Source organism: Tenacibaculum profundi (assembly GCF_052050075.1).
Classification (GTDB): Bacteria; Bacteroidota; Bacteroidia; order Flavobacteriales; family Flavobacteriaceae; genus Polaribacter.
Genome location: NZ_CP197225.1, coordinates 1,344,695 through 1,368,128 on the forward strand (window position 1 = coordinate 1,344,695; position 23,434 = coordinate 1,368,128).

Genomic DNA, 23,434 nt, shown 5'->3' on the forward strand with positions numbered 1-23,434 from the left:
TTTTTATTGTCTAATATTTTTGCTATCAAACTAACAAATTTATTAGTTGCATGTAAAAATTTAAAAGTACATGTGGCGTTGAAAAGCTTACTAATTTACTAATATCAAAAAACACTTATTCTTAACTATTAATATTATCTCAACAATTATTTTTTAATGAAAAAAGAAGACCTTAAAAATTTTTTAGATGATAAAGTAAATACCTACAATAATGTTAGCTTTATTGAAAGTGATCCAATACAAATACCTCATCAATTCACTAAAAAAGAAGATCAAGAAATATCAGGTTTTTTAGCTGCTACCATTGCTTGGGGAAATAGAAAAATGATTATAAAAAATGCTAAAAAAATAATCGATCATATGGGGAATTCTCCATATGACTTTATAATGCACCATAACTCAAAAGATTTAGACCGCTTCGAGGGCTTTGTTCATAGAACATTTAACAGTATAGACATAACTTTTTTCATACAATCCCTAAAAAATATATATAACAATCACAAAAGTTTAGAATTTGTATTGCAACCAAAAAATGGAAGTGATAATTACAAATTAGCTATTCATAACTTTAAAAAAATTTTTTTTGAAATTCCACATCAAAAAAGAACTCAAAAACATGTTTCAGATCCTTTAAAAAATTCAGCATCAAAACGTATTAACATGTTTCTACGTTGGATGGTAAGAAATGATAAAACTGGAGTAGATTTAGGAATTTGGAAATCCCACTCCTCTGCAAATTTGCATTGCCCTTTGGACGTTCACTCAGGTAATATCGCTCGTAAAATAGGAATTTTAAAACGTAAGCAAAATGATTGGAAAGCTTTAATTGAACTAGATGCTGTATTAAGAGACTTTGATAAAAATGATCCTGTAAAATATGATTTTGCACTTTTTGGACTCGGTGTTTTCGAAAAGTTTTAATAAAAAGGGGGAAATCCCCCTTTTCCTATTCAATAATCATTTTTCTAGTAACCATTTTATTCTTTGTTTCTAATCTAAAAAAGTAAACACCAGACCTAAACGAAAGGTTCAAGTTATCCATTCTTAACTTCAGTGAATGTTTAATTTTTCCTTTTGCTCTTTTAGAAAATAATGTTTGTATTTTTTGACCAACAACATTGTATATACTAACCTCTACAAACTGATCTATTGGAACCTGAAAAACTAGTGTACCATAGCCCTTTGTCTGATTATCTATATTTTGTTCTAAAATATAGTCTTTATCTTCAAGTACAGACCCTGTAAGCTTTTTTGAATACAATAGAGTATAGGGTGATTCAACATTTCCTAAAGATTCTTTCTTAATGAATGGCAGATGGTTATCTAAATCAACTATCTTTTTGCCATCATATAGTTTAAAACTTACAGCCTCTCCTTCATTTCCTCCAATACCCATGAAATATTTATATTCCCCATCAATAAGCAAAGGCTTTGCTATGCCTCGAACTTCTCCATTAACAAAAGCTCCGATAGTGTAATCCTTATTTACATCAATATCAACTGACTCAATTTTTGCGGTCAAATACATGAAATTCAAATAGATACTTCTATCAACTTCCCAATTTATCTTGGTTGCTTCTCTTATATAATCTTCAGAAATATCTAGAGGTTCTTCTCCAATACTTAGAATTGCTCTATTAGAAATACCTGCGTAATTTAGTATTCCTTCTTTCGCTGCTTTATACAGATAACCTAAACCAGGTGTAAGATGAGTCAAATTGCCTTGCCATCCTTCCTTTGTATACTCTGCATAATAACCTCTTCTTTTTATTCTATCTCCAATACTGACCATTTTTGCATTTAAAGAACGTAACGCAACGGGTATCGTTCGTAGATCATTAGGAAAATATGGTATCCCTACTTCCTTATGATTGCCCTCTATTTTTATATTCGTTTCTAAGGGTACCAATACTCCTTCAACACTCACCAATTTTGACGAAGAAGAATTTATAAGATATGCTTTTCTTACATCTAAGAATTTTATTCTTTCTGAAGTAGTTATAAATGAACCATCTCGCGCAACACGGGCTATTAGACTAGCACTTTCTATATTCCGTATCTCATCTCCCATCTCTAGTCCTTTTATTGAGCTTAGTGATAGTTTCATACCTGAATCATTATCTCTAACATTAAAACTCAACTCTTGATACCCCTTAACTAGCACAATTCTTCTAGCGATTCGTTTTCCTACTGTAAATCGAACTGGTCTAGTAATTGTACCAATACTACTTCTATAGCTATATGAATATTTTTCCTTAATCTGCTTATACTCCATGCATTCTGACGCATCCCAAACACTAAAACTAAGTGCTCCAAATTCTGATGGATTACCAGAAATGCTTAAATTTACAAGACCGTTAGCCCCTACATTAGCTTGACCTCTATACTCTCCATTAATGTAGGCTATAATAATATCTCGAGTATCTGCAGATTTTTCTTGATCAAAAAATAAGTTTCCTGTAATAGTCATCTCACCATAATAATCATTAACATTAAAACTATCTTCAAAATTAGGAGCAGGGCAAGTTACATTTACCTCTAAATGAAAAGCCTCTATACCAATTGGACTTTCTTTGTTCTCCTCTATTTGGAAAACTTCAATATAAATATCTGTACTATGAATACCAGGATTTAAATGTGGCGCTATCATAAAGTCTAGCTCTCGTTCTACAAATCCAGCTGCTAAACTTTGATAATTATTCTCCTCAACAGCAACTCCTCTTTTAGCAACTGTAAGCCACGATGGCAATTGTTTAAATCGATATTTTACAGCAGTTCCTCCCTTAGAATTATTTAAATCTACAAATGAAATTTTAGTTCCTTTACCTTGTTCTTGATAAATACTCAAATTATTTTGACTCCAATGGATGGTGTTTTTATTCACTACAAATGACCACGATTTCCCTGCTATTTTATTTTCATAAGGGTCTTCTAATCTTTTATTTAATACCATAGCTGTAATCTGAGCTCCCTCTACAAAATTAGCTTCAAATGTGGGTAATAAGTGAACCTTCGTATCATTATCTGATACAATAACTTTAAATTGTATATCCTTTACAATTTTACCAATATCTAGAGGAGCTGCTCTATTAATCCCTCTAACAAAACGTAAACCTTTTTGAGTTGTTCCATGAGCATTACCAGTAAAGTCACGAATAGCCTCATCTGGAGCACCATTCGTTCCTTCTAATGCATTATCATTAAAAACAAAATAAGCAACAAGATTTGATTCATTACCTATTAACTGTTTGTCCATCTTAGATACAATTTCAGATGGTGAACGGGCTACCTTCCAGATACGTAATTCATCTAGTATTCCTATAAATGAATTTCCTCGGACTGCTTTTGCTATTTCAATAGGTTCTTCATTTAATTTCAAATTCGTGATGGATCCAGAACCAACAGAAACCCCATTATAGTATATTGTTATTGTTTTTTTTCCATCATAAACGATCGCTAAATGAGTCCAATTAAATGGTTGTAATATTTCCGTACTCAACACAGTACCATTCACTGCCACTTTACCTTCACCGGTTAATGATACATTATAATTGCTCCCTTTTTTTAAAATAGGTACTGTATGAAATCTCTTAGGTAATGAACTTGGGTTAATCCATGTTTCTATGGTAAACTCAGCATTATCCTCTAAATTAAAATCTGGCTGATGAGGAATTATGACTTCATCATTTACTTCTCCAAACTCTGCTGATATTAAATCTTGCGTTGTTCCTGCAAAAATCCCTCTCAAAGAAAAACTACTATTTACTGCTGTATGTGGATTAATAGGCTCATTAAATTCAGCCATAATATCTCCTTGTGACAATACCCCTCCATTTTGAGGATTTGTATTTATAACTAATGGTGGTTCCGTAGATACTACTCCTTCAATAAATCTTGTTGGATTCTTTTTACTACCTGGCAAGCCATCATTAAATTTACCACAAACAGGAACTATTCTGAAACTATATTCTCCATCTGGTAAACCCGAAAAGTCGGCATTATAAGATATATTGCCTTGAGTATCCATATGATCTTTTAAATCTTTTAAAGATAGTTCTATTAACTGATGCGGTTTATTATTTCCTAACATCGCGTATTCTAGCACAATCGAAAATGTATCATCAACCTGGTTATTAAACACCTCTGAAATTCGAAATTTTAATTCTAACTTGTTATCACTTTTATTATTAACAACCCAGTTATCAAGAGGCTTATCTAGCTCTATTTCATCAACACAGTTACCTGTAAAATGAGCGGTTAAAGAAACTTTATCAAATTGTTTTACCGCTACTTCTTCATATTCATCATCATTATATAATGAATAGCATGAAGCCAACACCATAATATCAATATTTTCGTAAGAGATTTCTTCTGGTGCATCAATTCCTCTTGTAATCTGTAGTATTAACTTTTCTTCTTGTTTAACTCCTACTGGTGAGTGTTCATCATTAGGAAATCTTACAGGATAACTTAAACCATTTAACAATTGTTGCCCATTAACATATATCTGTGCACCTTTTTGATTGGTAGTCCCATTAATATTTAAATTGTAACTTTTAAAAGTATTATCCCTAGCTACCTGAGTATTACGAACTGTTAAATGATATAAAATAGACTCCTCTCCTGCACCATATTTAACAGCATTGTCAACTACGATTTCAACACCTTCTCTTGGTACCGTCCCTGACTCAAAAGGACATTTACTCTTTCCTCCTACCGTGAAAAATATAGGAGTATCATACACCTTATCTCTTCTAATACGTACACTAAAATGGTCTCCAACATCACTATCTGTTAAGGTAAAACTATCAACCCTAGAGTTTCCTTTTTGTGTATCATCACTACCTTGAATAATTGCCATTGCTTTGATATCTGTTTTAAAACCGAAAGATAATCCTGCAATATTAGCTGTAGTGTTAATGGTTGTTCCTCCTCCAATATGAGAACCTCCTGAATTTTGTGTACTTGACTCATTACTTCTCGTTAACGTATAAGTGGTTGAAGTTCCCCCGCTAAAAGAAACTTGAGAATCTAACTGAGTGATAGAAGTTCCCATACCCTCTCCTACTGTCTCTAAATCAGACGTTGTATCTGTGAATGAAATTGTGTTATTTTGGAAATGATCTAGTTTCTCTTCTCTTGTTTTTCTTTTAATTATTTCTTGCCACCTTTTGACTTGATGCATATAATCGGCAATACTTTTATCCGTATTCTTCGATTTAACATCAATATCAAGCCTATCTATGGTGGATCTAAGATCAAGTAATTTTCTTATATTAACTTCTTCTTGACTTGGAGGAAACAACTCTTCATGTCTTTTTAATATCTGAACCTGAAGACCCGGAATAATATTCTCCTCTATACCATGACGAGTATAAACAAAAGGGGTTAGCTCATCTGCCGTCACCACCGTTTTTTCGTAATCAATTCTTGGTTGGCAATTGTCATCTATAATCAATGTTTTTCCAGTACCAAATGTTAAAACTTTAGATAGCCCAATAAAAATATCAGCATCTTCTCCTGTAATGCTTGATGAAGAAGATGTTTTTATAGCTTGTTCTAGAGAAACACTCGTTCCATTTCGACCAGTATGCCTATAGTTGAAATCTGCATTTATATTCCCTCTAAACTTTGATTTTTGTAATGCTACTGTGTTTATAATCCCAGTCCCCACTCCAACTCCCATAGGTGCTGCAAGTGCTAAAGTAAGCATCTGAACTTCAACATCAGACCCTGTAGTCACTGATGTTGAAGTAACTACATCGGTTCCTGTAATAACAGACTTACCAAAAGAAAATGTTGCCCCTCTTGCCAGCGTAGAAGAACTACCATCTCCTGGAGGATCATAAAGAATAAAACCGACGGTAGGATCTTTTAATGTAAAATCTTTATTTCCTCTTTGACTTCCGGTTATATAAGCTGTTTTTGACAGTGTTGTATTTCGATTTTCATGACTTACTGAAACAGATAAATTTCTTGTAAAATCATCTATAAAATTTGGATTTCCTACAAGGGTTAAAAAAGATTTTTTTCCGTTTACCTCCGTTTTTCCATTTGCTGAAGCAAAAATCATGTCACCACTTAAGTCAATTTTGGCTCCCTCCACAGGGCATACGCTTCCTTCATACTCTTCGAAAACAAATACTGAGGCTAAAATACTTTGCCCCGCTTCTAATTGATAAATATTTTTATCGTTACCACATATTGGGTTTATTTTTTTGGTTTTTAATTCTGAAAAAGATTCCATTGCTTTTAATTCCTCTGGTTTTACATCATAAAGGACTAATTCAACTTTTAAATCATTTCGATAAGGAAAATCATAACTTTTATTTCCAGTTTGTAAATCAATTATTGAAGACTGTATGGCAACACCTTTACTCACATTATTTATTTCAACTCGATATTTACCAGGTAATAAATCATGAATTGTAAAAAGATTCTTTTCTTGATTAAAATCGTTGATTGTTATCGATCTTTCGTATTTAGGATATAAAACATCTGTTCTTTGAATTATACCTGTCCAATCTCCTAAACTATTATCACATGGAATGGTAATATTCCCTACAAATGAACGTCTGGTAGTATTTTCAAAATTTATATTAGCAACTGGTTCAAGTAAATTAAATAAATATTCTTGTTGATTTATTGGATTGATTAGACCAGAACTTTCCTTACTTGGGAATGCTACATAGTCAAAATCAAATTTTCTTATGTACTGTGAACTTGATTCCTGATTAAAAAATGCTCCTTCATGTAAAAAAATATAATTATTTTCTTGATTTTTAAGACTTGCCAAATTTACAGCTCTTGCGCCTATGTTATGTTCAAAACTATAAGAAAGCTTTAAGTGACTTATATCTTTACTTAAAATATCTCCATTTTTTATTTTTTTAATTTCTTTAGGTGTGTATTGGGCATTTCGAAACTCTAAGATATCCAAATTGGCTAAAGAGTAGTTTATCATTTCTTTAGCCGGACTATAACTAGCTCCTAAATAGACCTTACTATCTATCTTTTTATCAGAATAAGGTACTGTCTGGTAATCATCATTTACCCAGAAACCTAAAACATGGTTATAAGAATCTCTTGTTATTGCGAAAAATGTATATACTGAATTCCCCTCTATCTTTTTAGACAAGAGCTTTTTTTCTCCAGAAATCAATCGTAATTGCTGATTATTGTGTAATTCTAATTTTAAATCTCCCCATTGTAATACCGTTTGGATTTCTGGTATTTGTGATTTTCCTTCAGTGCTAGGAATATCAACATCTGGTTTAATAAAACCTGACCATGTAAATCCTTTATTAGCTTCAATAGATACGTTTTCTTTGATTTCTGCGTAACCATCATTTTTAAAATCTAAACTTACTCGATCAATCGCAATATTTAAATCCTCAAACTTTGGTTGCCCTACAGAGATCACATGTTTTTCTGGTGAAGCTGAAATTGTAAAAATTCCTTCATTATTTGTTCTTACAAGAGAACTTTCTTGTGTACTAGTTACCTCTGAACCATCTAATTTTATTCCTGTATTTTTAATGGTAGGAAATTCAACATCCCCTTCGGGACCTTTTACTACATAGACAATTTTTCCAGAAATATCATATGATGAATTGTTCGTAAAATCAGTAGAGAGTGGTTCTTTGAAAATCAACTCCCTTGGAATATTTTTCACTCTAGAGGTTGGAACAAATTCATTATTCGGTTTCGATGGAATGATTCGATACTCAAAATAGGTACTTGAGTGTTTGATACTTTGACGACCAGAATTTAAGCTTGTAAACCTATACCTTCCCTCTTGATTGGTATATACCCCATAAACAATAGGAATATCAATTGAACCAGTTCCCTCTTCTTTCTTTACTATCGGCTGTGGACGTAATAATATTTCATTTGTTGAAACCCCTTTATACCTGCCTAAGGTTTGTGCTGCTTGGTTATAGATGTTATGTTTATCTCCAATATCAAATCGATAATAAGCTTCTAAGTTTGGAAGCGCATTATCGCCTAAAATGATGTTCCAATATTTATGAATTTCTTCAACGGACTTTTTTACTTTCCATATTCTCAACTCATCCAATTCATAAGGGTTCTGTAATGAGCTATTTAAAAAATACCTAGAAACTGTATTTAAACTTACTTCGAAAGAGGTTTGAGAAGCCCCATTCGAAGTAAGAGGATTTTCTTTATTAGTAGGTTGTTTTTTCCCTCCATCTATAAAGATAGCTCCACCGTCAGGACCAAATGTTAATGCATAATGATGCCAGTTGGTGTCATTCGGCTTAGAAGCCGACATGTAAATAGTTGATTTATTATCTGTTTTAGAATCTTTTGAAAACAACTGAATTTCCTTTTCGGTCATACGAATCTCCATTTCGCTAAACTTAAAAATAGTGTTAGTAGTTGATTTAGTATTCGGAGTTCTATACCAAAACTCGATAGTTCCCTGGTTATTTAATTCTTCGAATAAAGAAACCTCATTGAACATTATAGGTGTGCTTTTCTTGGAAAAGAGTAAGGAGTTTCCTGGTATTTTACGATCTTTTTGAAATGAGGTCGCTGTTACAAGAACATTTTGAGAAGCAACATGTTTAGGTGTTTCAATTTTACCGTTAACCACTCCGTTTGCAAATACAAAACCGTTATCTAACCCTGGTTTACTATCAGTAACTCCCTCAGCGACAACTTGGTATTCATACAATTCGTTTGGCAAAATTGCTCCATCTTCAAAACTTAGGTAAGAGGATACGGTTGTGTTAGAAGCTGGTTTATGCGTTTTTAAATAAGTAAAATTACTAAAGGAATCTGATAGATTCCTCCGACTTATAATGTAACTCTTAGCTCCTAAAATATGGGGCCATCTTAATTTTATGATTGCTTTCCCTGCAGCATTTTCTCCATCCCCATCAGATGCTTGAAGTAATACATCTTTTAAACTATAGATTGGATGATCAATATTGGTTCTTAATTCAGCCAATATCAAGTTTTTTTCTCCTTTAACTTTTATTGAGCTAGTTACTTTTGCAGCTTTTGGTATGCTCGTATTAATAGCAGACGTAATTATATTATACCAATTAATTTGTTTCATTGGTAAAATGGATGCTTGTTTCTCAACAAAATTTCCATCTGCATAAGCAACTACCAAACCGTTACTGTTCAAACGCTCTAGATTATTTTGATTTTCATTAAAATACGTCAACAACCTGCTTTCTCTTATTTGTTGAGCAGTACGAAGCTTGCTCCATCCTCTGTATTCTGCAATATTCAATTGATTATCATGAGTTTCTGTAAAAAGCATGTTTCCTAATTGAAAAGAGCTATTTAAGAAAGGAAGTTCAGCTTTTCTATTTCCATCAACATACAATTTTAAACTTGAAGCTTTAAAACTTATGGCAATATGATGCCATTGATCATACCAAAAGCTTTCATCTTTACTTAACACAATGGCTTTTGATGTATTGCCTATTTTTAACTGTAGTATTCCTTTTTCTCCTGCTAACGAAAACTCCTTTTCACCTTCTTTTAAATTAGAATACAACCATTTACCTTCTCTTTTTTTATAGGAAGCTAAAGATTTATTATGAACTTTCATAACCCAGAATTCAACGGTTGCCTGATCTTCTACACCTTGATTTATCAAATGAGTAGTAAGATCATTTTGAGTATCAAAATAAGTTATATATTGGTTATTTCCATATAAAACTAGTACTGGGGGTCTAGACTGTGCTACTCCAGTTACAGTTATGAGTAGCAAGCAATAAACCATGTAAACTACGGTGAGATTTCTTTTTATATTCATAAGTTATTTTAAAAAACATTAACAATTTGTTCTAAACGAAAAGAAAACTTTTGATTATCTGCACCTTTAGCACCAAGCCTATTTGCAATAATAGCACGTTCATTCTCTTTTTTGATGGCAAATTTATTTTTGACGATGGTTTGAAGGGTAATAATACTACCATCAGTTTCTCGATTCAGTACAAATTCCCATTTAAAAGATTCCAGGTTTGAATTCTTTGTAATTTTATCAAAGGTGACTTCGTTCGTTTTGGAGTTTGCCTTTAGAAAGAATTCTGGTGCTTTTGCAGAAGTTATAAAAACGTGCCCTTTTTCATTTGGTACACCATACAAGATAAAAGCGTCTAAATAGCCTTTTACTCTGCTAAACTCGTTAGAAGATACTTTACTTATTTCAGCTAAATTTGTTTTAGTGTTGTGACATAAAGCTTTTTTTATTTTTTCGTTATGGCCTTCATAAATAAATCTGTAAAGATTCGTTTCTTGAGCAACTAAAAAAGAATTAAAACAGCAAAAGCAATAGACTAAGGTAGTCCAAAAACAATTTGTAAAATTATTTGTTAGTTTCATACCTCTTTTCTATTTGAGTTAAACGTTCTGCTAAAAGTTTGATAGCTTCTTTTTGTTTGGTTATTTGCCTTTGTTGTGCAATCGTATGCTCTTTTTGTTTGGTTATTTGCTTTTCTTGTGCAATTGTATACAGTGTTAATTCTTCTACCTTTTCTACTAACATTGTATTGATAAAACCAACATCCATCCCTTGCTCAACAACCTCTTTTTCAGAAGGTATTTTTGGTAAATGTTTATGTTTCTTTATAAAAGAAGCTAATTCATTCAGTGGCATTAAAGTATATTTGCTATTAAAAACATAATCTGGAAAAGAGGTTATATTCAACCGAACTTGGTTTAGAGATAGTACACCATCTTGAAGCCTAGCCATTTCCTTATTTTGGCCATTTTTGAAAGAAATAGCATCTTGATTAGCATTTCCTTTACCTGGAGAAATACTAAGATTCCCTGAGGATTCAATAGCACTATCGAAGTTTAATCTTAATACGCCATCTTTAAGCTTGGCCATTTCATTATTTTGACCGTTTCTGAAAATAATAGCATCCTCGTTAACCCTACTTTTACCCGGAGAAATATTAAGCGCTCCTATAGATTCGATTCTACCATTGGAGTTCAATCTAAATACGCCATCTTTGAGCTTGGCCATTTCATCATTTTGGCCATTTCTGAAAATAATAGCATCTTGATTAGTATTTCCTTTACCTGGAGAAATACTAAGGTTCCCTGAAGATTCAACTGCACTATCGAAGTTTAATCTTAATACGCCATCTTGAAGCCAGGCCATTACCTGATCCTCACTGTTTTTGAAAGAAATAACATCATCACCAGTTTTATCAACATCTGGATATAACCGTATGTGTCCATTACTCATATATTGTCCACCATCTACACGGATATTATGTCTTTCCAAATGGATTGCTTCTTGTGGCTCTACATTCCCCCAGCCTAGTGGCTTATAAAACCTTGTATATTTTCGATTAAAATTAGCTAACATTTGATTATATGAAAACAGTTGAACCCCCTTATAGTCACTACCTTCTCCTCTTACATCTGCTTGTATTACAATCGTCTTACGGGAATGCCATATTTGTTGGTCTTGCGCATTTAAATTAAATGATAGTATTCCTATTAGTAAAAGGAAAAATGATTTTAAAATTGGTTTGTTCATCTTTATAGTTTTTATTGGTATTACTTTTTGGGTTCATTACCTCCCTCTAATTCGTTTAATCGTTCTTCTAATAATTTGAGCTTTCTGTTTTGAGCTATTGTATAAAGGGTTAGCTCCTCTACTTTTTCTACCAAAATTTTATTGATAAAACCAACATCCATCCCTTGCTCAACAACCTCTTTTTCAGAAGGTATTTTTGGCAAATGTTTATGTTTCTCTATAAAAGAAGCTAATTCATTCAGTGGCATTAAAGTATATTTGCTATTAAACACATAATCAGGAAAGGTTGTTATGTTTAATCGGATTTGATCTAAGGTCAACGTTCCATCTTGGAGTTTTGCCATTTCCTCATTGTCTCCATTTTTAAATAAAACTATATCATTTTGAGAATTTTCTTTTCCTGGACAAATACTTAGAATACCTTTAGACTCAATAGCACTATTAAAATTTAGTGTTAACACTCCATCTTGGAGTTTTGCCATTTCCTCATTTATACTGTTTCTAAAAGAAATAGTATCATCACCAGAATTATCAGTATCAGGGTGAAGCTCTATAGGACCCCAGCTCTGATATTGTCCCTCATCCACACGAATATTTCTGTTACTCAAATGAAGTCCTTCTTGCGGTTCTATTCCAATACCTATTTCAGAGTTAAAGATCCCTTTACCTGTAACTTTGATATCTCCATAGGCACTAATTTTCTTAAAAAAATAAGATTCATCCTTAAAATAACTTTTGTCTTGAGTAATTACTTCTTTTAAAAAAAAGTTTTTTACCTTGAAGATTGTATTTTTTGGGTTAAAATCAGCCAGTTGCTTATTTTCTGCAAAAAACCTAATTCCTTCTAATCCTCCTTTTCCATCTGTATCAGCTTTTATATCAATACCCCTTACTGTTTTGATTTCGTGTTGTGCTTTTAAAGAAAATGATAGTAATCCTATTCCTAATAAGTATACTAATTTTGAAAGTGTTTTGTTCATTTTCGGATTGTTTTTATGTTTAGTTAATAACTTCTAAAGACCATCAAAATATGGCATAAAAAATCAAGCCCATATTGTTATAAAAACATATAGGTATTGACAGTTTTTGACTAGATTTGCTATAGCCTAAGAAAATTTTAAATAACGATTGTAAGGGCTAATCGAGTCTTGTAAATTAATTATCCACATTAAATATATTGTCCGAGATACAATATGACTTTATAAAGTTTGTTAGACTCAAATAAAATGTTGCCCTTTAATATTTATTTTTTAGATAACCGATTTTTATCTCTTTGATAAAACATACGTTATCTTTTGTTAATTGAAGTTTTTGAAAGATCAGACATCAACTATGTAACTCGCAAGTAGAAAATTTAGTGCTTTTTTGAAATTATTTTCTAACATCTTTTCAAGGCCTGCAATAATGCTATTTATTTTATTTATTTCAAAAAAAGTTAGGTGTATTCTTCTTATATGGAACCCTGATGACTTTAAAATTAATTCGTTCATTTGTAGATAGTTTTTATGTTTAGTTAATTGTTTTTACATTAAAGTACTAGGTCATTTTTTTGACAGTTTTGCGAAAAACCATAAAACTTTCTAATTAACCTCTATTTAATTGGTATAAAAGTTTATCACAAAAGTAAAAGACCTATAATATTTTTAAAATCCCTTCAAATCTTTATATTTCAATATGCTATTACATTTTTAGGCTAAAAAAATTAGAATTTGCTAGCTAGATTTATTGAAAGCTAAACCTAAATTATATAGTAGATTTTAAAAATCATTTCTATTAAATTCATTTTAACCACACTACAACAAACTCCTTAAAAATCCTTTAATATCAAAATAAAGTTACACATTTATTAATAAATTTATAGCCCTTTTAAATAAATATCATGAATATTTTTTTACTAAATAAAAACACTTTCTTTTAAATCCTAGTTAACAAACTAGTAATCATCAATTAAAATCTATCAATTTAGTATTTTGTAGTTTCAAATAAATAATATACCGGATAAAACAGAAATGAATTCTTTACAACCAAAATATTGACTGGCTTAAAAGATCTTTTTCTCTTCTTCCTAGTAGATAAAAAAAGTTTTAGTACTTTTAAAACCAAAAGCAAAAAACATGAAGAAAAGCATACTGAATATGAAATCTTTGGATATTTATTTATCTTCTCTTTCAAAAGAAAAAGTTAATCAAATTATCAACTTCCAAGAAAGCGATGATAGTCCCAATTTGAATTTACTATCCTTTGATGTTTACCTTCAAAATTTTCATCAAATCAGAAATCAAATTTCACGAAATAATGACATTCTTACCGTCAAGAACATGTCTAAGAAATATAATTGGTCAAATGATTTGGATAGTATTTTTAAAAATAACAGTTTCGAAGCTCTTGTTCTTACAGATTTATCAAAAAGAATAGTTTGGGTTAACACTGGCTTTTCTGAAATGACAGGGTACTCTAAAAAATTTGCTATTAACAAAACGCCGAGGTTTCTGCAAGGTAGCCATACCTCTCAAGAAACCAAAAAAAGGATTCAGCAAAAATTACTTCTTGGTACTCCTTTCAAAGAGGTTATTATAAATCATAAAAAAGATAAATCTACTTACAAGTGTGAAATTAGTATCTTCCCTCTAAAAAATAATTTTACTACACACTTTTTAGCACTAGAAAAAATAGCTTTATAAAAGTCAACGTACTGTTTTACAAATATTAATTTATATTTTAGTATATTTCATAGAAGAAATATTCTTTTATGCTAATCAATTCTGAAGATCCGTTTAAAATTACACGGCTGATAAAAAATTATGTAGGTGAAGACACTGCGCTTATAACAGTTGGAGAAAAAACAAATGTTGATATCCATAAACTTATATATTTTTTAAACAAGCAATCTATTAATTTTATTGGTGGAATTTTTCCAATGGTTGTATATCAGAATGATGTTAACGAAAGAGGCATTGTTATTCACCGTTTAACTAGTGTAATTAATATTTCCACGATAAAAAACATTAGTCTAAAAAAATATACAATACCGCCTATAGATTTTGAACCAAATAACAATTATAGTTTAATTACTTTTGTTGATGGCTTGACATCAAATATTTCAACTTTTCTAAGCAACTTATATGAAAACTATGGAATGCAAACAACTTACTTTGGAGGAGGCGCTGGTAGTTTGAGTTTAAAACAAAAACCATGCGTTTTTTCAAAAAATGGATTTTTTGAAGATGCGGCAGTCGTTTGTGTGAATAAAATGAAATCAAATATTGGTGTTAAACACGGTTGGAAAAAACTAGACGGTCCCTTTATTGTAACAAAAGCTCATCAGAATACCATAGAAGAAATTAACTGGGAAAATCCTTTTTCTACATATAAAAAAGTAGTTGAAAAGAATGCTAATAGAAATTTCGACGATCAAAATTTCTTTGAATTAGCTAGTGGTTATCCACTAGGTATTATCAAAGAAGGAGCAGAACATATTATTAGGGATCCTCTATCTGTTAAAGATGATCGTTTTCTAATCTGTGTAGGTCAAGTTGAAGAAAACACAATGGTCAATATTATGAAAGGAGAAAATAAATCCTTAATTAATGCTGCAAAAATTGCTACAGAAGAGGTTGTTAATCAAACAAAAAAAGCAAAAAATGCCATCATAATTGACTGTATATCTAGAATTTTATACTTGAAAGATGACTTCAAGTATGAATTAGAGTCTGTTTCTAAAACCATAAAAAATAAATTTCCAGATATTCAAGTATGTGGTGCATTAACATTAGGAGAAATCTCATCTTATGGAAATGGATATATAGAATTCTATAATAAAACCATAGTGGTAGGCTTGTTTGAATAATGGAAGAAAATAATCAAATACTTGATATACTACGCTTATATGAATATTCTATGAGTATTGGTAAATCACTTGATTATTCTGAAAACTGTGAACGTTTCTTGCAACTACTTTTAAAAAGAAAAAACTTAAACGCTTGTTGGATATTAAAACTAATAGATAAAAACTTACGAACAGAATACTCTATTCCCTTTGGTGAAATTAACCAAAAACAAGAAATTTCAAAATGGGCTAATGATTACTTAGAAAATATAGATCAATACACTCTTGAAGAATATCATTTTTTATTCAATGAATTATCTACAATACCTATTGAAAATGGAACTATCGCTGTTATAAGATTAGATACAGACACTTACCTTTTTCTCTATTCAATTAAAAATAACCTTTACCGAAAAGATTTGAATCAGTTAATTCCTGTAATTAATAAATTTTCTATTACGATAAAAGCGTGTGAGGCTCATGATAACCAAAAGATATTACTAAAAAAATTAGAAGAACGTAACGAAGAGCTAAATAACTATGCACACATTGTTTCTCATGATTTAAAATCTCCTCTAAGAAATATGGACGCCTTAGTCTCTTGGTTAAAAGAAGATCATATCAAAGATTTTTCTGAAGATTCTTTGAAATACATTGAATTAATAAGTGAAAATATAAGTAGAATGGAGTCTCTTGTTAGTGGCATATTGGAATACTCTACAATAGGAATCAAGAATTTTAAAATGTCAAAAATAGATTTAAATACTATTTTAAAAGACGTTATTAATCATATTTACATACCAAAAAACATCAATATTACTGTATTAGATGACTTTCCGTCTGTAATTGGAGACACCCATAGGCTACAACAGTTATTTCAAAACTTAATAAGTAATTCTATTAAATATAACGATAAGGAAGCTGGTGAAATTGAGGTTGGCTTTATGAAAACTGATGAAACATATGTTTATTACGTTAAAGATAATGGTAAAGGAATTGAAGAAAAATATCATTTAAAAATATTTAATGTTTTTCAGAAATTGGAAAGTGACAAAAATTCAACAGGCATCGGGCTTTCAATTGTTGAAAAAATTATTGATAGATACGGTGGAAAAATATGGTTAACCTCCAAATTAAAAAAGGGAACTACTTTCTTCTTTACACTAACTAATTAACCGCACCCCATCTTTAAATCACAATACCAAAACTTTGAGCTATGCGTTTTTTTATCTTTTTGATTTGGTTTTTTAAAACAATTATCATTATCATCAAGAAGTGGATAGGATTTTAATACTTTTTCTCCTATCTCAAAGTCTATCGCTTTTGAAAAAATTGGACCGTCAAAACAGAATGTATGAAATTCTCCATTTTCGCCACATATATCTACATTTTCAGGCAACTCTTTTATAAACTCTTCATCAATGATTCTTCCCACAAATTCTTTCCCTAATAAATCCGCATTTACACAAACTGTAATTGCTTTAAATCCTAAACTTAAAAACTCATTTAATAATGTTTTTGTGTTTTGCTTCCACAAAGGATACACCCCAAGGAGTCCAGCCTCTTTTAATTTTAAATCTCTGTAGTTTCTTAGATCTTCTAAAAAAATATCGCCAAAAACGGCTTTATAAAATCCCTTTTCTCTTAAGCAAGTCATTTCTTTATCCATTACACCTTCATAAGTTTTCATGGTTACATTTGATGAAAAATAAATTTTATGTAATGCTATTCCAATGCTTTTTGCTTGTACCTCCAATAAACTTTCGTGTAAACCATGCATAGAGACTCTCTTATAATCTCTATTCATGCTTGTTACTAATTTATCTACCTTTATTTTTTTTTCTTTTAAAACTTTATATAACGCTAATGCTGAATCTTTACCTGAGCTCCAATTAAAATATGCTTTCTTCATGTAATTAAAAAATTTCAATCAATAATAAATGAGAACAAACTCTTATAATTGATGATTATTAAATCGCTTTATCTGCATCAGCTGTAAAATATTGTAGCTATTATTATGAAGTTACTGGTTTTCCATGTAAATCAAAATCACCGGCTTCGAATATTTTAATATCTATAAATTCTCCTAACTTGATGTAATGATCTTTGGCGTTTACAAGTACATCATTGTCAACATCAGGAGAGTCAAACTCAGTTCTTCCATAATAATATTCACCATCTTTCCTATCAAACAAGCATTTATAAGTGTTTCCTATTTTTTCTTGATTTAACTCCCATGATATTTGTGATTGTACCTCCATAATTTCATTCACTCTTCGAAATTTAATATCTGCAGGTACATCATCTTCAAGAGCATAGGCTCCTGTATTCTCTTCATGTGAATATTCAAAAGCTCCTAACCTTTCAAAACGCATTTCTTCTACCCAGTCTTTAAGTTCTTTAAACTGTTCTTCAGTTTCTCCAGGGTATCCAACAATTAAGGTGGTTCTAATAGCCATATTAGGCACATATTCTCTGAACTTCCTAATTAGTTGAGTTGTTTTCTCATGGGTTGTTCCTCGCTTCATAGATTTTAAAATCTCTGAATTAATATGTTGGAGCGGTATATCTAAATAATTACAAACTTTAGGTTCATTTTTCATCACTTCTAATACATCCATTGGAAAACCAGTTGGAAAAGCATAGTGTAAACGAATCCATTCAATTCCTTCAACTTTTACCAATTCCTTTAGTAAGTCTGCTAGGGCTCTCTTTTTATATAAATCTAATCCATAATATGTTAAATCCTGAGCTATCAGCATTATTTCTTTGATACCATCAGCCGCAAGTTTTTTAGTTTCAACAACTAGATCTTCAATAGGTGTGGATTTATGCTTTCCTCTCATTAGGGGTATTGCACAAAATGAACAAGGCCTATCGCAACCTTCAGCTATTTTTAAATAAGCATAATGCTTTGGAGTTGTTGTTAATCGTTCTCCTACAAGTTCATGCTTATAGTTAGCTTCGAGGACCTTCAATAGATTTGGCAAGTCATGTGTTCCGAAAAACTGATCAACATTCGTAATTTCTTTTTCTAAATCAGGTTTATATCGCTCACTCAAGCAACCTGTAACAAAAACTTTATCTACATCGCCAGCTTCTTTTTTCTGAGCATAATGTAAAATTGTATCAACACTTTCCTCTTTAGCTTTACCTATAAAACCGCAAGTATTGATAACTACAATATTACCTTCATCATTTTCGTCTTCATGTACAACATTTTTACCATTTGCTTTTAATTGTCCCATAAGAACTTCGCTATCATAAATGTTCTTTGAGCACCCCAAGGTAACCACATTGATCTTATTTTGCTTTATTGTTTTTGTACGCATCTTCAAAAAATTCTGAATACAAAAGTAGGACTTTTTAACGATTTAATTCTCGGATGTCTACTGATAGTTTTTTGGCATCTTTCTTACCTTCGTTAATTGTTCAAATGCAAATGCAAATGCAAGCATTTCTTTTTCTGTATTTGGCCGTCCGATGAATGTCAAACTAACTGGCTCTCCATGTTCTTTATATTGCATTGGTACTGTAATTGTTGGGAATTTTGCTACGGCAGCAACAGCAGAATGTGTATTATTTATAGAAAGTATTACATCTACTTCGTTAGCTTCTAAAGCTTTAAAATACTTCCTCCCTCTCTTTATTAAATTTTCTCTTACAGTAACCAGTTGTATATCTGATGTCGTATCATTGACAATTTTCTCGAATAACTGTTGTCCATATGGAGCACGCTTTAAAATATTCTCATTATTGAAATTCACAACGTTCCCTAGAGTAATAATATCATTTTTATTTAAATCTAGCCTCTTAAAATAGTTAGGAAAGTCACGTTTCATATCAGCAGCGAGCAAGGTCAAGAAACCATCGTAATTCATCTCTTCTGGCGCAAGTTTAATTATATTGGCTCCTACTTTTGCAATTTTCTGAGCTGATTTATTATAAATAGAATCTTGGAGCAAATCCGCAATTACTCCTACTCTTTTCTCTTTCAAAAAATCATATTTTTTTTCGAAATCAATGTATTGATCATTTGAAAAGTTAGCTAGCACTTGCGTTTCATCATTTGTATCTAACCCTATTAAGGCTTCTAATAGAATAGCATTATCTATGACGCTTTTTGTCATTGGTCCCGGAGTATCTAAAGTATTTGAAATAGGAATAATGCCAGACCTACTTAACAATCCTATTGTTGGTTTTAATCCCACTACAGAATTCATACTTGATGGCGATGTTATAGAACCGGCAGTTTCTGTGCCTATCGCTGCAACAGCATAATTTGCTGCAACTGAAACGCCACTTCCTGAACTTGAGCCTCCAGTTTCAAACTCTTTCCTTCCATAGGGGTTGAGTGTTTGTCCACCCAAAGCACTATAACCTAATGGACACCCCTCACAAAAGAAATATGCCCACTCACTTAAATTTGCCTTCCCTAAAATTAGAGCTCCTGAATTTTTTAAACGTTCAACTATAAATGCATCCTTTTTGGGAAGATGATCTTTCATAGCAACAGCTCCGGCTGTTGTGTTCATATATTTGGTATCAATATTATCTTTAAGGATAATAGGCATTCCATTAAGTGAAAACTTAGATATCCCTGAAGCCTTGTTCTGATCCTTTTCTCGCGCTTGATTTAAAACGTTAGGATTCAAACTTATCACTGCATTTAAATACTTAGTACTATCCCTCTCGAACTTCAGAATTCTATACAAATAAAATAATGTTAACTTTTCATACGTTAACTTTCCCTTCATAACGCTTTCTTGTATTGATGGAATATCTTTTTCTAGTATCAAGGGTTTTAAAATATTATATTCTTCTTCAGAAAAACCTTCCAAATCCTTCATAAACGGTCTAAATTCCCTATTCAAATCAAGGTAATTTGATTGTATAAGTTTGAATTTCATCCTTGGGTTTTCATGACGCTGCTGCTCTAAAATTTCAGTATCTTCATTATACCTTTTAAAATAATCAATTTTACGAACTTCATTTTTACAACTTATAAAAAATACGATTGCCAAAAAATAGTATATGTTTTTCATGAAAAATTTCTTAATAAATATTAAACTTATAGTTTTGAACTAAATGACTCGATACTTTTTTAAAAATACATTTTTTAAACGAAAAACTCCTTGAAGATCAATTAAGTCGCGTAATTTAGCTCTATCCACTTATTTTCAACAATTTATCTTCCAATTTAATCGATGCGTTTGTCCATCCGAATCCACCTTATTTATATACTTAAAATGAGTTTCTAAATCTCTATGCTCAGCAGAAACTTTATGGGGCACTACAATGTTGATTATTTTTGGAATTAAACCATTACAATCAGCTACAGTTCTCATGCATAACTACATCCATCTGTAAATTAATTCTTAAACTACATTTCCGAAGTAATAACTGAGCTAACATCAACAAGGCAATATTATGTGAAGCGACCAACCAAAAGGGCAATCCTATTATGGTTCTGGTTCCTTGTCAAACGTACTTACTTTCAACATGAATGCTAATCCACTCTTACAAATAAACCTCAACAAACACCTTATTATCATTAAATTAGTTTGTTATTGATTACAAATACCTGTCCATAACGGATAAAAGTTAGTAATAAGGATATACTTTCTTTTCTTATTAAGGCGAAAATCATAATCGTATAATTTGTTTTCATCATCGCTCTAGATTAAATCGTTCTTTCTTTCTCGAACCTTTACACACCAATCTTCAGAAGTTAATACCTTAACTTCAAATTGAAATCTATAATCAAAATATTGTTTTGTAAGGAAACATAAATCCATTTCATATTTGTATGATAAACTGTTTAAATCTAACGTATTTAAGTTAGAAGATATATTATCAAGTCTTGTCATTGTGTCATTACCACTTTCCCTCATACTTCTATCATGTTCAAAATACTCTTCTATTTGGCTATCTTTTTTTGATTTAGTTTTTTATCAGTTCTGCTAAAGAGTCACCATATTTTTCAGCAAGATGTTAATATAATCTTGAATTGATGTATTAAATTTTTGATAAAATATCAAAATCTATTCATTGATCTAAAGAAGTTATAAACGATAAGCAAGTAGCATATAATGGTGTTTCATACTTAATAAATAAAGGTTACAAAAAAATAGCACATTTTAGAGCAAGACTGATACCTCAGAATTGAATTGATAGATTTTTAAGTTACCAGAAAACGTTAATTAACAATGAATAAAAGGTTTATATAAATTGTATTAATAATTCAGGTTTTAAAGATGGCTATATGGCAACGAAAGCTCTATTAGAACAACATTAAGATACTATTTTATTTTTACGATTAGGGGTATTGGAGCAATTAGTGCTATGAAGTGTTTTGAAGACAAAGAAATTGATGTCTCAAAAGACATTGCCGTTTTTGATTTTAGTAATTAATTTATGCCGTCAATTATAACACCTGAACTATCAGCTGTAATCATTCAGAAAAAAAGTGGATAAAAAAAGCTGTCAACTTTTACTTAGAGAGATTAAATCTAAAACAGAAATACCTCCTAGCATTGTAACACTGAACAAATTTAATTATTAGAAAATCTACCTGAATCTATTATTTAAAAAAACTATCTATAAACTCGAACTTATTAAATACCTGTAAATCATCAATCCCTTCTCCTACTCCAATATACTTAACAGGGATTTGAAACTGGTCAGAAATACCAATCACAACGCCTCCCTTAGCCGTTCCATCTAATTTTGTTACAGCCAAAGAAGTCACTTCTGTTGCTTTCGTAAACTGTTTTGCCTGTTCAAAAGCATTTTGTCCTGTTGAGCCATCCAAAACCAATAAGACATCATGCGGTGCATCAGGAACTACTTTCTGCATAACCCTTTTTATTTTAGATAACTCATTCATTAAGTTCACCTTATTATGCAAGCGCCCTGCCGTATCAATTATAATAACATCTGCTTCTTGATTTATTCCTGAAGTTACTGTATCAAAAGCTACAGAAGCAGGGTCGGATCCCATCTCTTGACGTATAATCGGAACCTCTGTTCTATCAGCCCATACTTGTAACTGATCAATTGCAGCCGCTCTAAATGTATCTGCTGCTCCAAGAACAACTTTTAGCCCTCTTTTTTTAAATTGAGAAGCAAGCTTTCCAATAGTTGTAGTTTTTCCTACACCATTTACCCCTACAACCATTAAAACATAAGGCTTGGTATTTTTAGGTACAGTAAACTCGGTATCATCTTCAGAATTTGTCTCAGAAAGTAGTCCTGCTATTTCATCTCGTAATATTTTATTAAGCTCTTCTGTACCTAGATATTTGTCGCGAGAAACACGTTTTTCGATTCTTTCAATAATTTTCAACGTAGTATCTACTCCAACATCAGAAGATACTAATACTTCTTCTAAGTTATCAAGCACATCATCGTCCACTTTAGATTTACCTGCAACAGCCTTAGTTAATTTCGAAAAAAAGCTTGATTTCGTTTTTTCTAAGCCTTTATCCAATGTTTCCTTTTTCTCTTTCGAGAATATTTTCTTAAAAAAACTCATAATAAAACATATCGGTTTCACATTTAAACTATAACTCCTGAAAAGATTTTTTATCGTTTCTGTAGTTACATTATATGTAAAATATTATAATCAAAAATACTGATTTTTTACATACAAAAAGCTACTTTCAATAATTGAAAGTAGCTTTTTCTAAACTGTATACAAGAATTACTTTTTTGCTAAAAAGTTGTTAACTTGTGTAGGATCCATTATTGCTTCAACAAACGTATAAGCTCCTGTTTTCGGAGATTTTACCATTTTTATTGCCTTTGTTAATCTTTTTGACCCTGTTTGTAACGTTGCTACTGATTTCTTTGCCATTTTATATAAAATTTATGCCGTAGCTTTTATTTAATTTCTTTGTGAACTGTCATTCTTTTCAAAACTGGATTAAATTTCTTTAATTCCATTCTGTCCGGAGTATTTTTTTTATTCTTAGTAGTTATATAACGAGAAGTTCCTGGTTCACCAGTTCCTTTATGTTCAGTACACTCTAATATTACCTGAACTCTGTTTCCTTTTTTTGCCATCTGTT

At 31.1% G+C, this 23,434-nt stretch carries 15 protein-coding genes and 1 pseudogene; 4 read left to right on the plus strand and 12 right to left on the minus strand.

What is annotated here, in order from left to right:
* Positions 1–156: 156 nt before the first annotated feature.
* The gene (locus ACSIGE_RS05370; RefSeq protein ID WP_440881753.1) at positions 157–921 is read left to right on the plus strand and encodes a TIGR02757 family protein; all 765 of its coding nucleotides are present in this window, start codon (positions 157–159) and stop codon (positions 919–921) included.
* A 25-nt stretch (positions 922–946) separates the two neighbouring features.
* Here ACSIGE_RS05370 and ACSIGE_RS05375 read toward each other — a convergent pair whose 3' ends face one another.
* Genes ACSIGE_RS05375 through ACSIGE_RS05390 form a run of 4 tightly spaced genes read right to left on the minus strand, consistent with a single transcriptional unit; the run spans position 947 to position 12,516 of the window.
* On the minus strand, positions 947–9,799 hold the full coding sequence (locus ACSIGE_RS05375; protein WP_440881754.1) for a LamG-like jellyroll fold domain-containing protein: 8,853 nt from the start codon (positions 9,797–9,799) through the stop codon (positions 947–949).
* A gap of 8 nt (positions 9,800–9,807) precedes the next feature.
* Entirely contained in the window at positions 9,808–10,368 is a 561-nt protein-coding gene (locus ACSIGE_RS05380) for a hypothetical protein (RefSeq protein ID WP_440881755.1), read from the minus strand.
* The gene (locus ACSIGE_RS05385; protein ID WP_440881756.1) at positions 10,352–11,536 is read right to left on the minus strand and encodes a hypothetical protein; all 1,185 of its coding nucleotides are present in this window, start codon (positions 11,534–11,536) and stop codon (positions 10,352–10,354) included. The genes ACSIGE_RS05380 and ACSIGE_RS05385 overlap by 17 nt, the downstream gene beginning before the upstream one ends.
* 20 nt (positions 11,537–11,556) lie before the next feature.
* Positions 11,557–12,516, minus strand: coding sequence for a hypothetical protein (locus ACSIGE_RS05390; RefSeq protein ID WP_440881757.1), 960 nt, complete (start codon positions 12,514–12,516; stop codon positions 11,557–11,559).
* Between the two features lie 1,134 nt (positions 12,517–13,650).
* Here ACSIGE_RS05390 and ACSIGE_RS05395 point away from each other — a divergent pair.
* From ACSIGE_RS05395 to ACSIGE_RS05405, 3 genes are all read left to right on the plus strand, one after another.
* Positions 13,651–14,217, plus strand: coding sequence for a PAS domain-containing protein (locus ACSIGE_RS05395; RefSeq protein ID WP_440881758.1), 567 nt, complete (start codon positions 13,651–13,653; stop codon positions 14,215–14,217).
* Between the two features lie 68 nt (positions 14,218–14,285).
* Positions 14,286–15,383 (plus strand): FIST signal transduction protein, encoded by a 1,098-nt coding sequence (locus tag ACSIGE_RS05400; protein WP_440881759.1) that lies wholly within the window; start codon positions 14,286–14,288, stop codon positions 15,381–15,383.
* The gene (locus ACSIGE_RS05405; protein ID WP_440881760.1) at positions 15,383–16,537 is read left to right on the plus strand and encodes a sensor histidine kinase; all 1,155 of its coding nucleotides are present in this window, start codon (positions 15,383–15,385) and stop codon (positions 16,535–16,537) included. The genes ACSIGE_RS05400 and ACSIGE_RS05405 overlap by 1 nt, the downstream gene beginning before the upstream one ends.
* Here ACSIGE_RS05405 and ACSIGE_RS05410 read toward each other — a convergent pair.
* The 8 genes and pseudogenes from ACSIGE_RS05410 to rpmG all read right to left on the minus strand — a co-directional run bounded on the left by ACSIGE_RS05410 (position 16,534) and on the right by rpmG (position 23,429).
* Positions 16,534–17,274, minus strand: a complete 741-nt coding sequence (locus ACSIGE_RS05410; protein WP_440881761.1) for a diphthine--ammonia ligase — start codon at positions 17,272–17,274, stop codon at positions 16,534–16,536. The two genes, ACSIGE_RS05405 and ACSIGE_RS05410, sit on opposite strands and share 4 nt — an antisense overlap.
* Before the next feature lie 103 nt (positions 17,275–17,377).
* Entirely contained in the window at positions 17,378–18,694 is a 1,317-nt protein-coding gene (rimO, locus tag ACSIGE_RS05415) for a 30S ribosomal protein S12 methylthiotransferase RimO (protein WP_440881762.1), read from the minus strand.
* 57 nt (positions 18,695–18,751) lie between these two features.
* On the minus strand, positions 18,752–20,407 hold the full coding sequence (locus ACSIGE_RS05420; RefSeq protein ID WP_440881763.1) for an amidase family protein: 1,656 nt from the start codon (positions 20,405–20,407) through the stop codon (positions 18,752–18,754).
* Between the two features lie 135 nt (positions 20,408–20,542).
* Positions 20,543–20,710, minus strand: a complete 168-nt coding sequence (locus ACSIGE_RS05425; RefSeq protein WP_440881764.1) for a hypothetical protein — start codon at positions 20,708–20,710, stop codon at positions 20,543–20,545.
* Between the two features lie 219 nt (positions 20,711–20,929).
* Positions 20,930–21,256 (minus strand): annotated as a pseudogene (locus tag ACSIGE_RS05430) (trehalase family glycosidase).
* 689 nt (positions 21,257–21,945) lie between these two features.
* On the minus strand, positions 21,946–22,899 hold the full coding sequence (gene ftsY / locus ACSIGE_RS05435) for a signal recognition particle-docking protein FtsY (RefSeq protein WP_440881765.1): 954 nt from the start codon (positions 22,897–22,899) through the stop codon (positions 21,946–21,948).
* Between the two features lie 168 nt (positions 22,900–23,067).
* Complete coding sequence (locus ACSIGE_RS05440) at positions 23,068–23,220, minus strand: DUF4295 domain-containing protein (protein WP_440881766.1); 153 nt, start codon at positions 23,218–23,220, stop codon at positions 23,068–23,070.
* A gap of 26 nt (positions 23,221–23,246) precedes the next feature.
* The gene (gene rpmG / locus ACSIGE_RS05445; protein WP_440881767.1) at positions 23,247–23,429 is read right to left on the minus strand and encodes a 50S ribosomal protein L33; all 183 of its coding nucleotides are present in this window, start codon (positions 23,427–23,429) and stop codon (positions 23,247–23,249) included.
* Positions 23,430–23,434 lie beyond the last annotated feature (5 nt).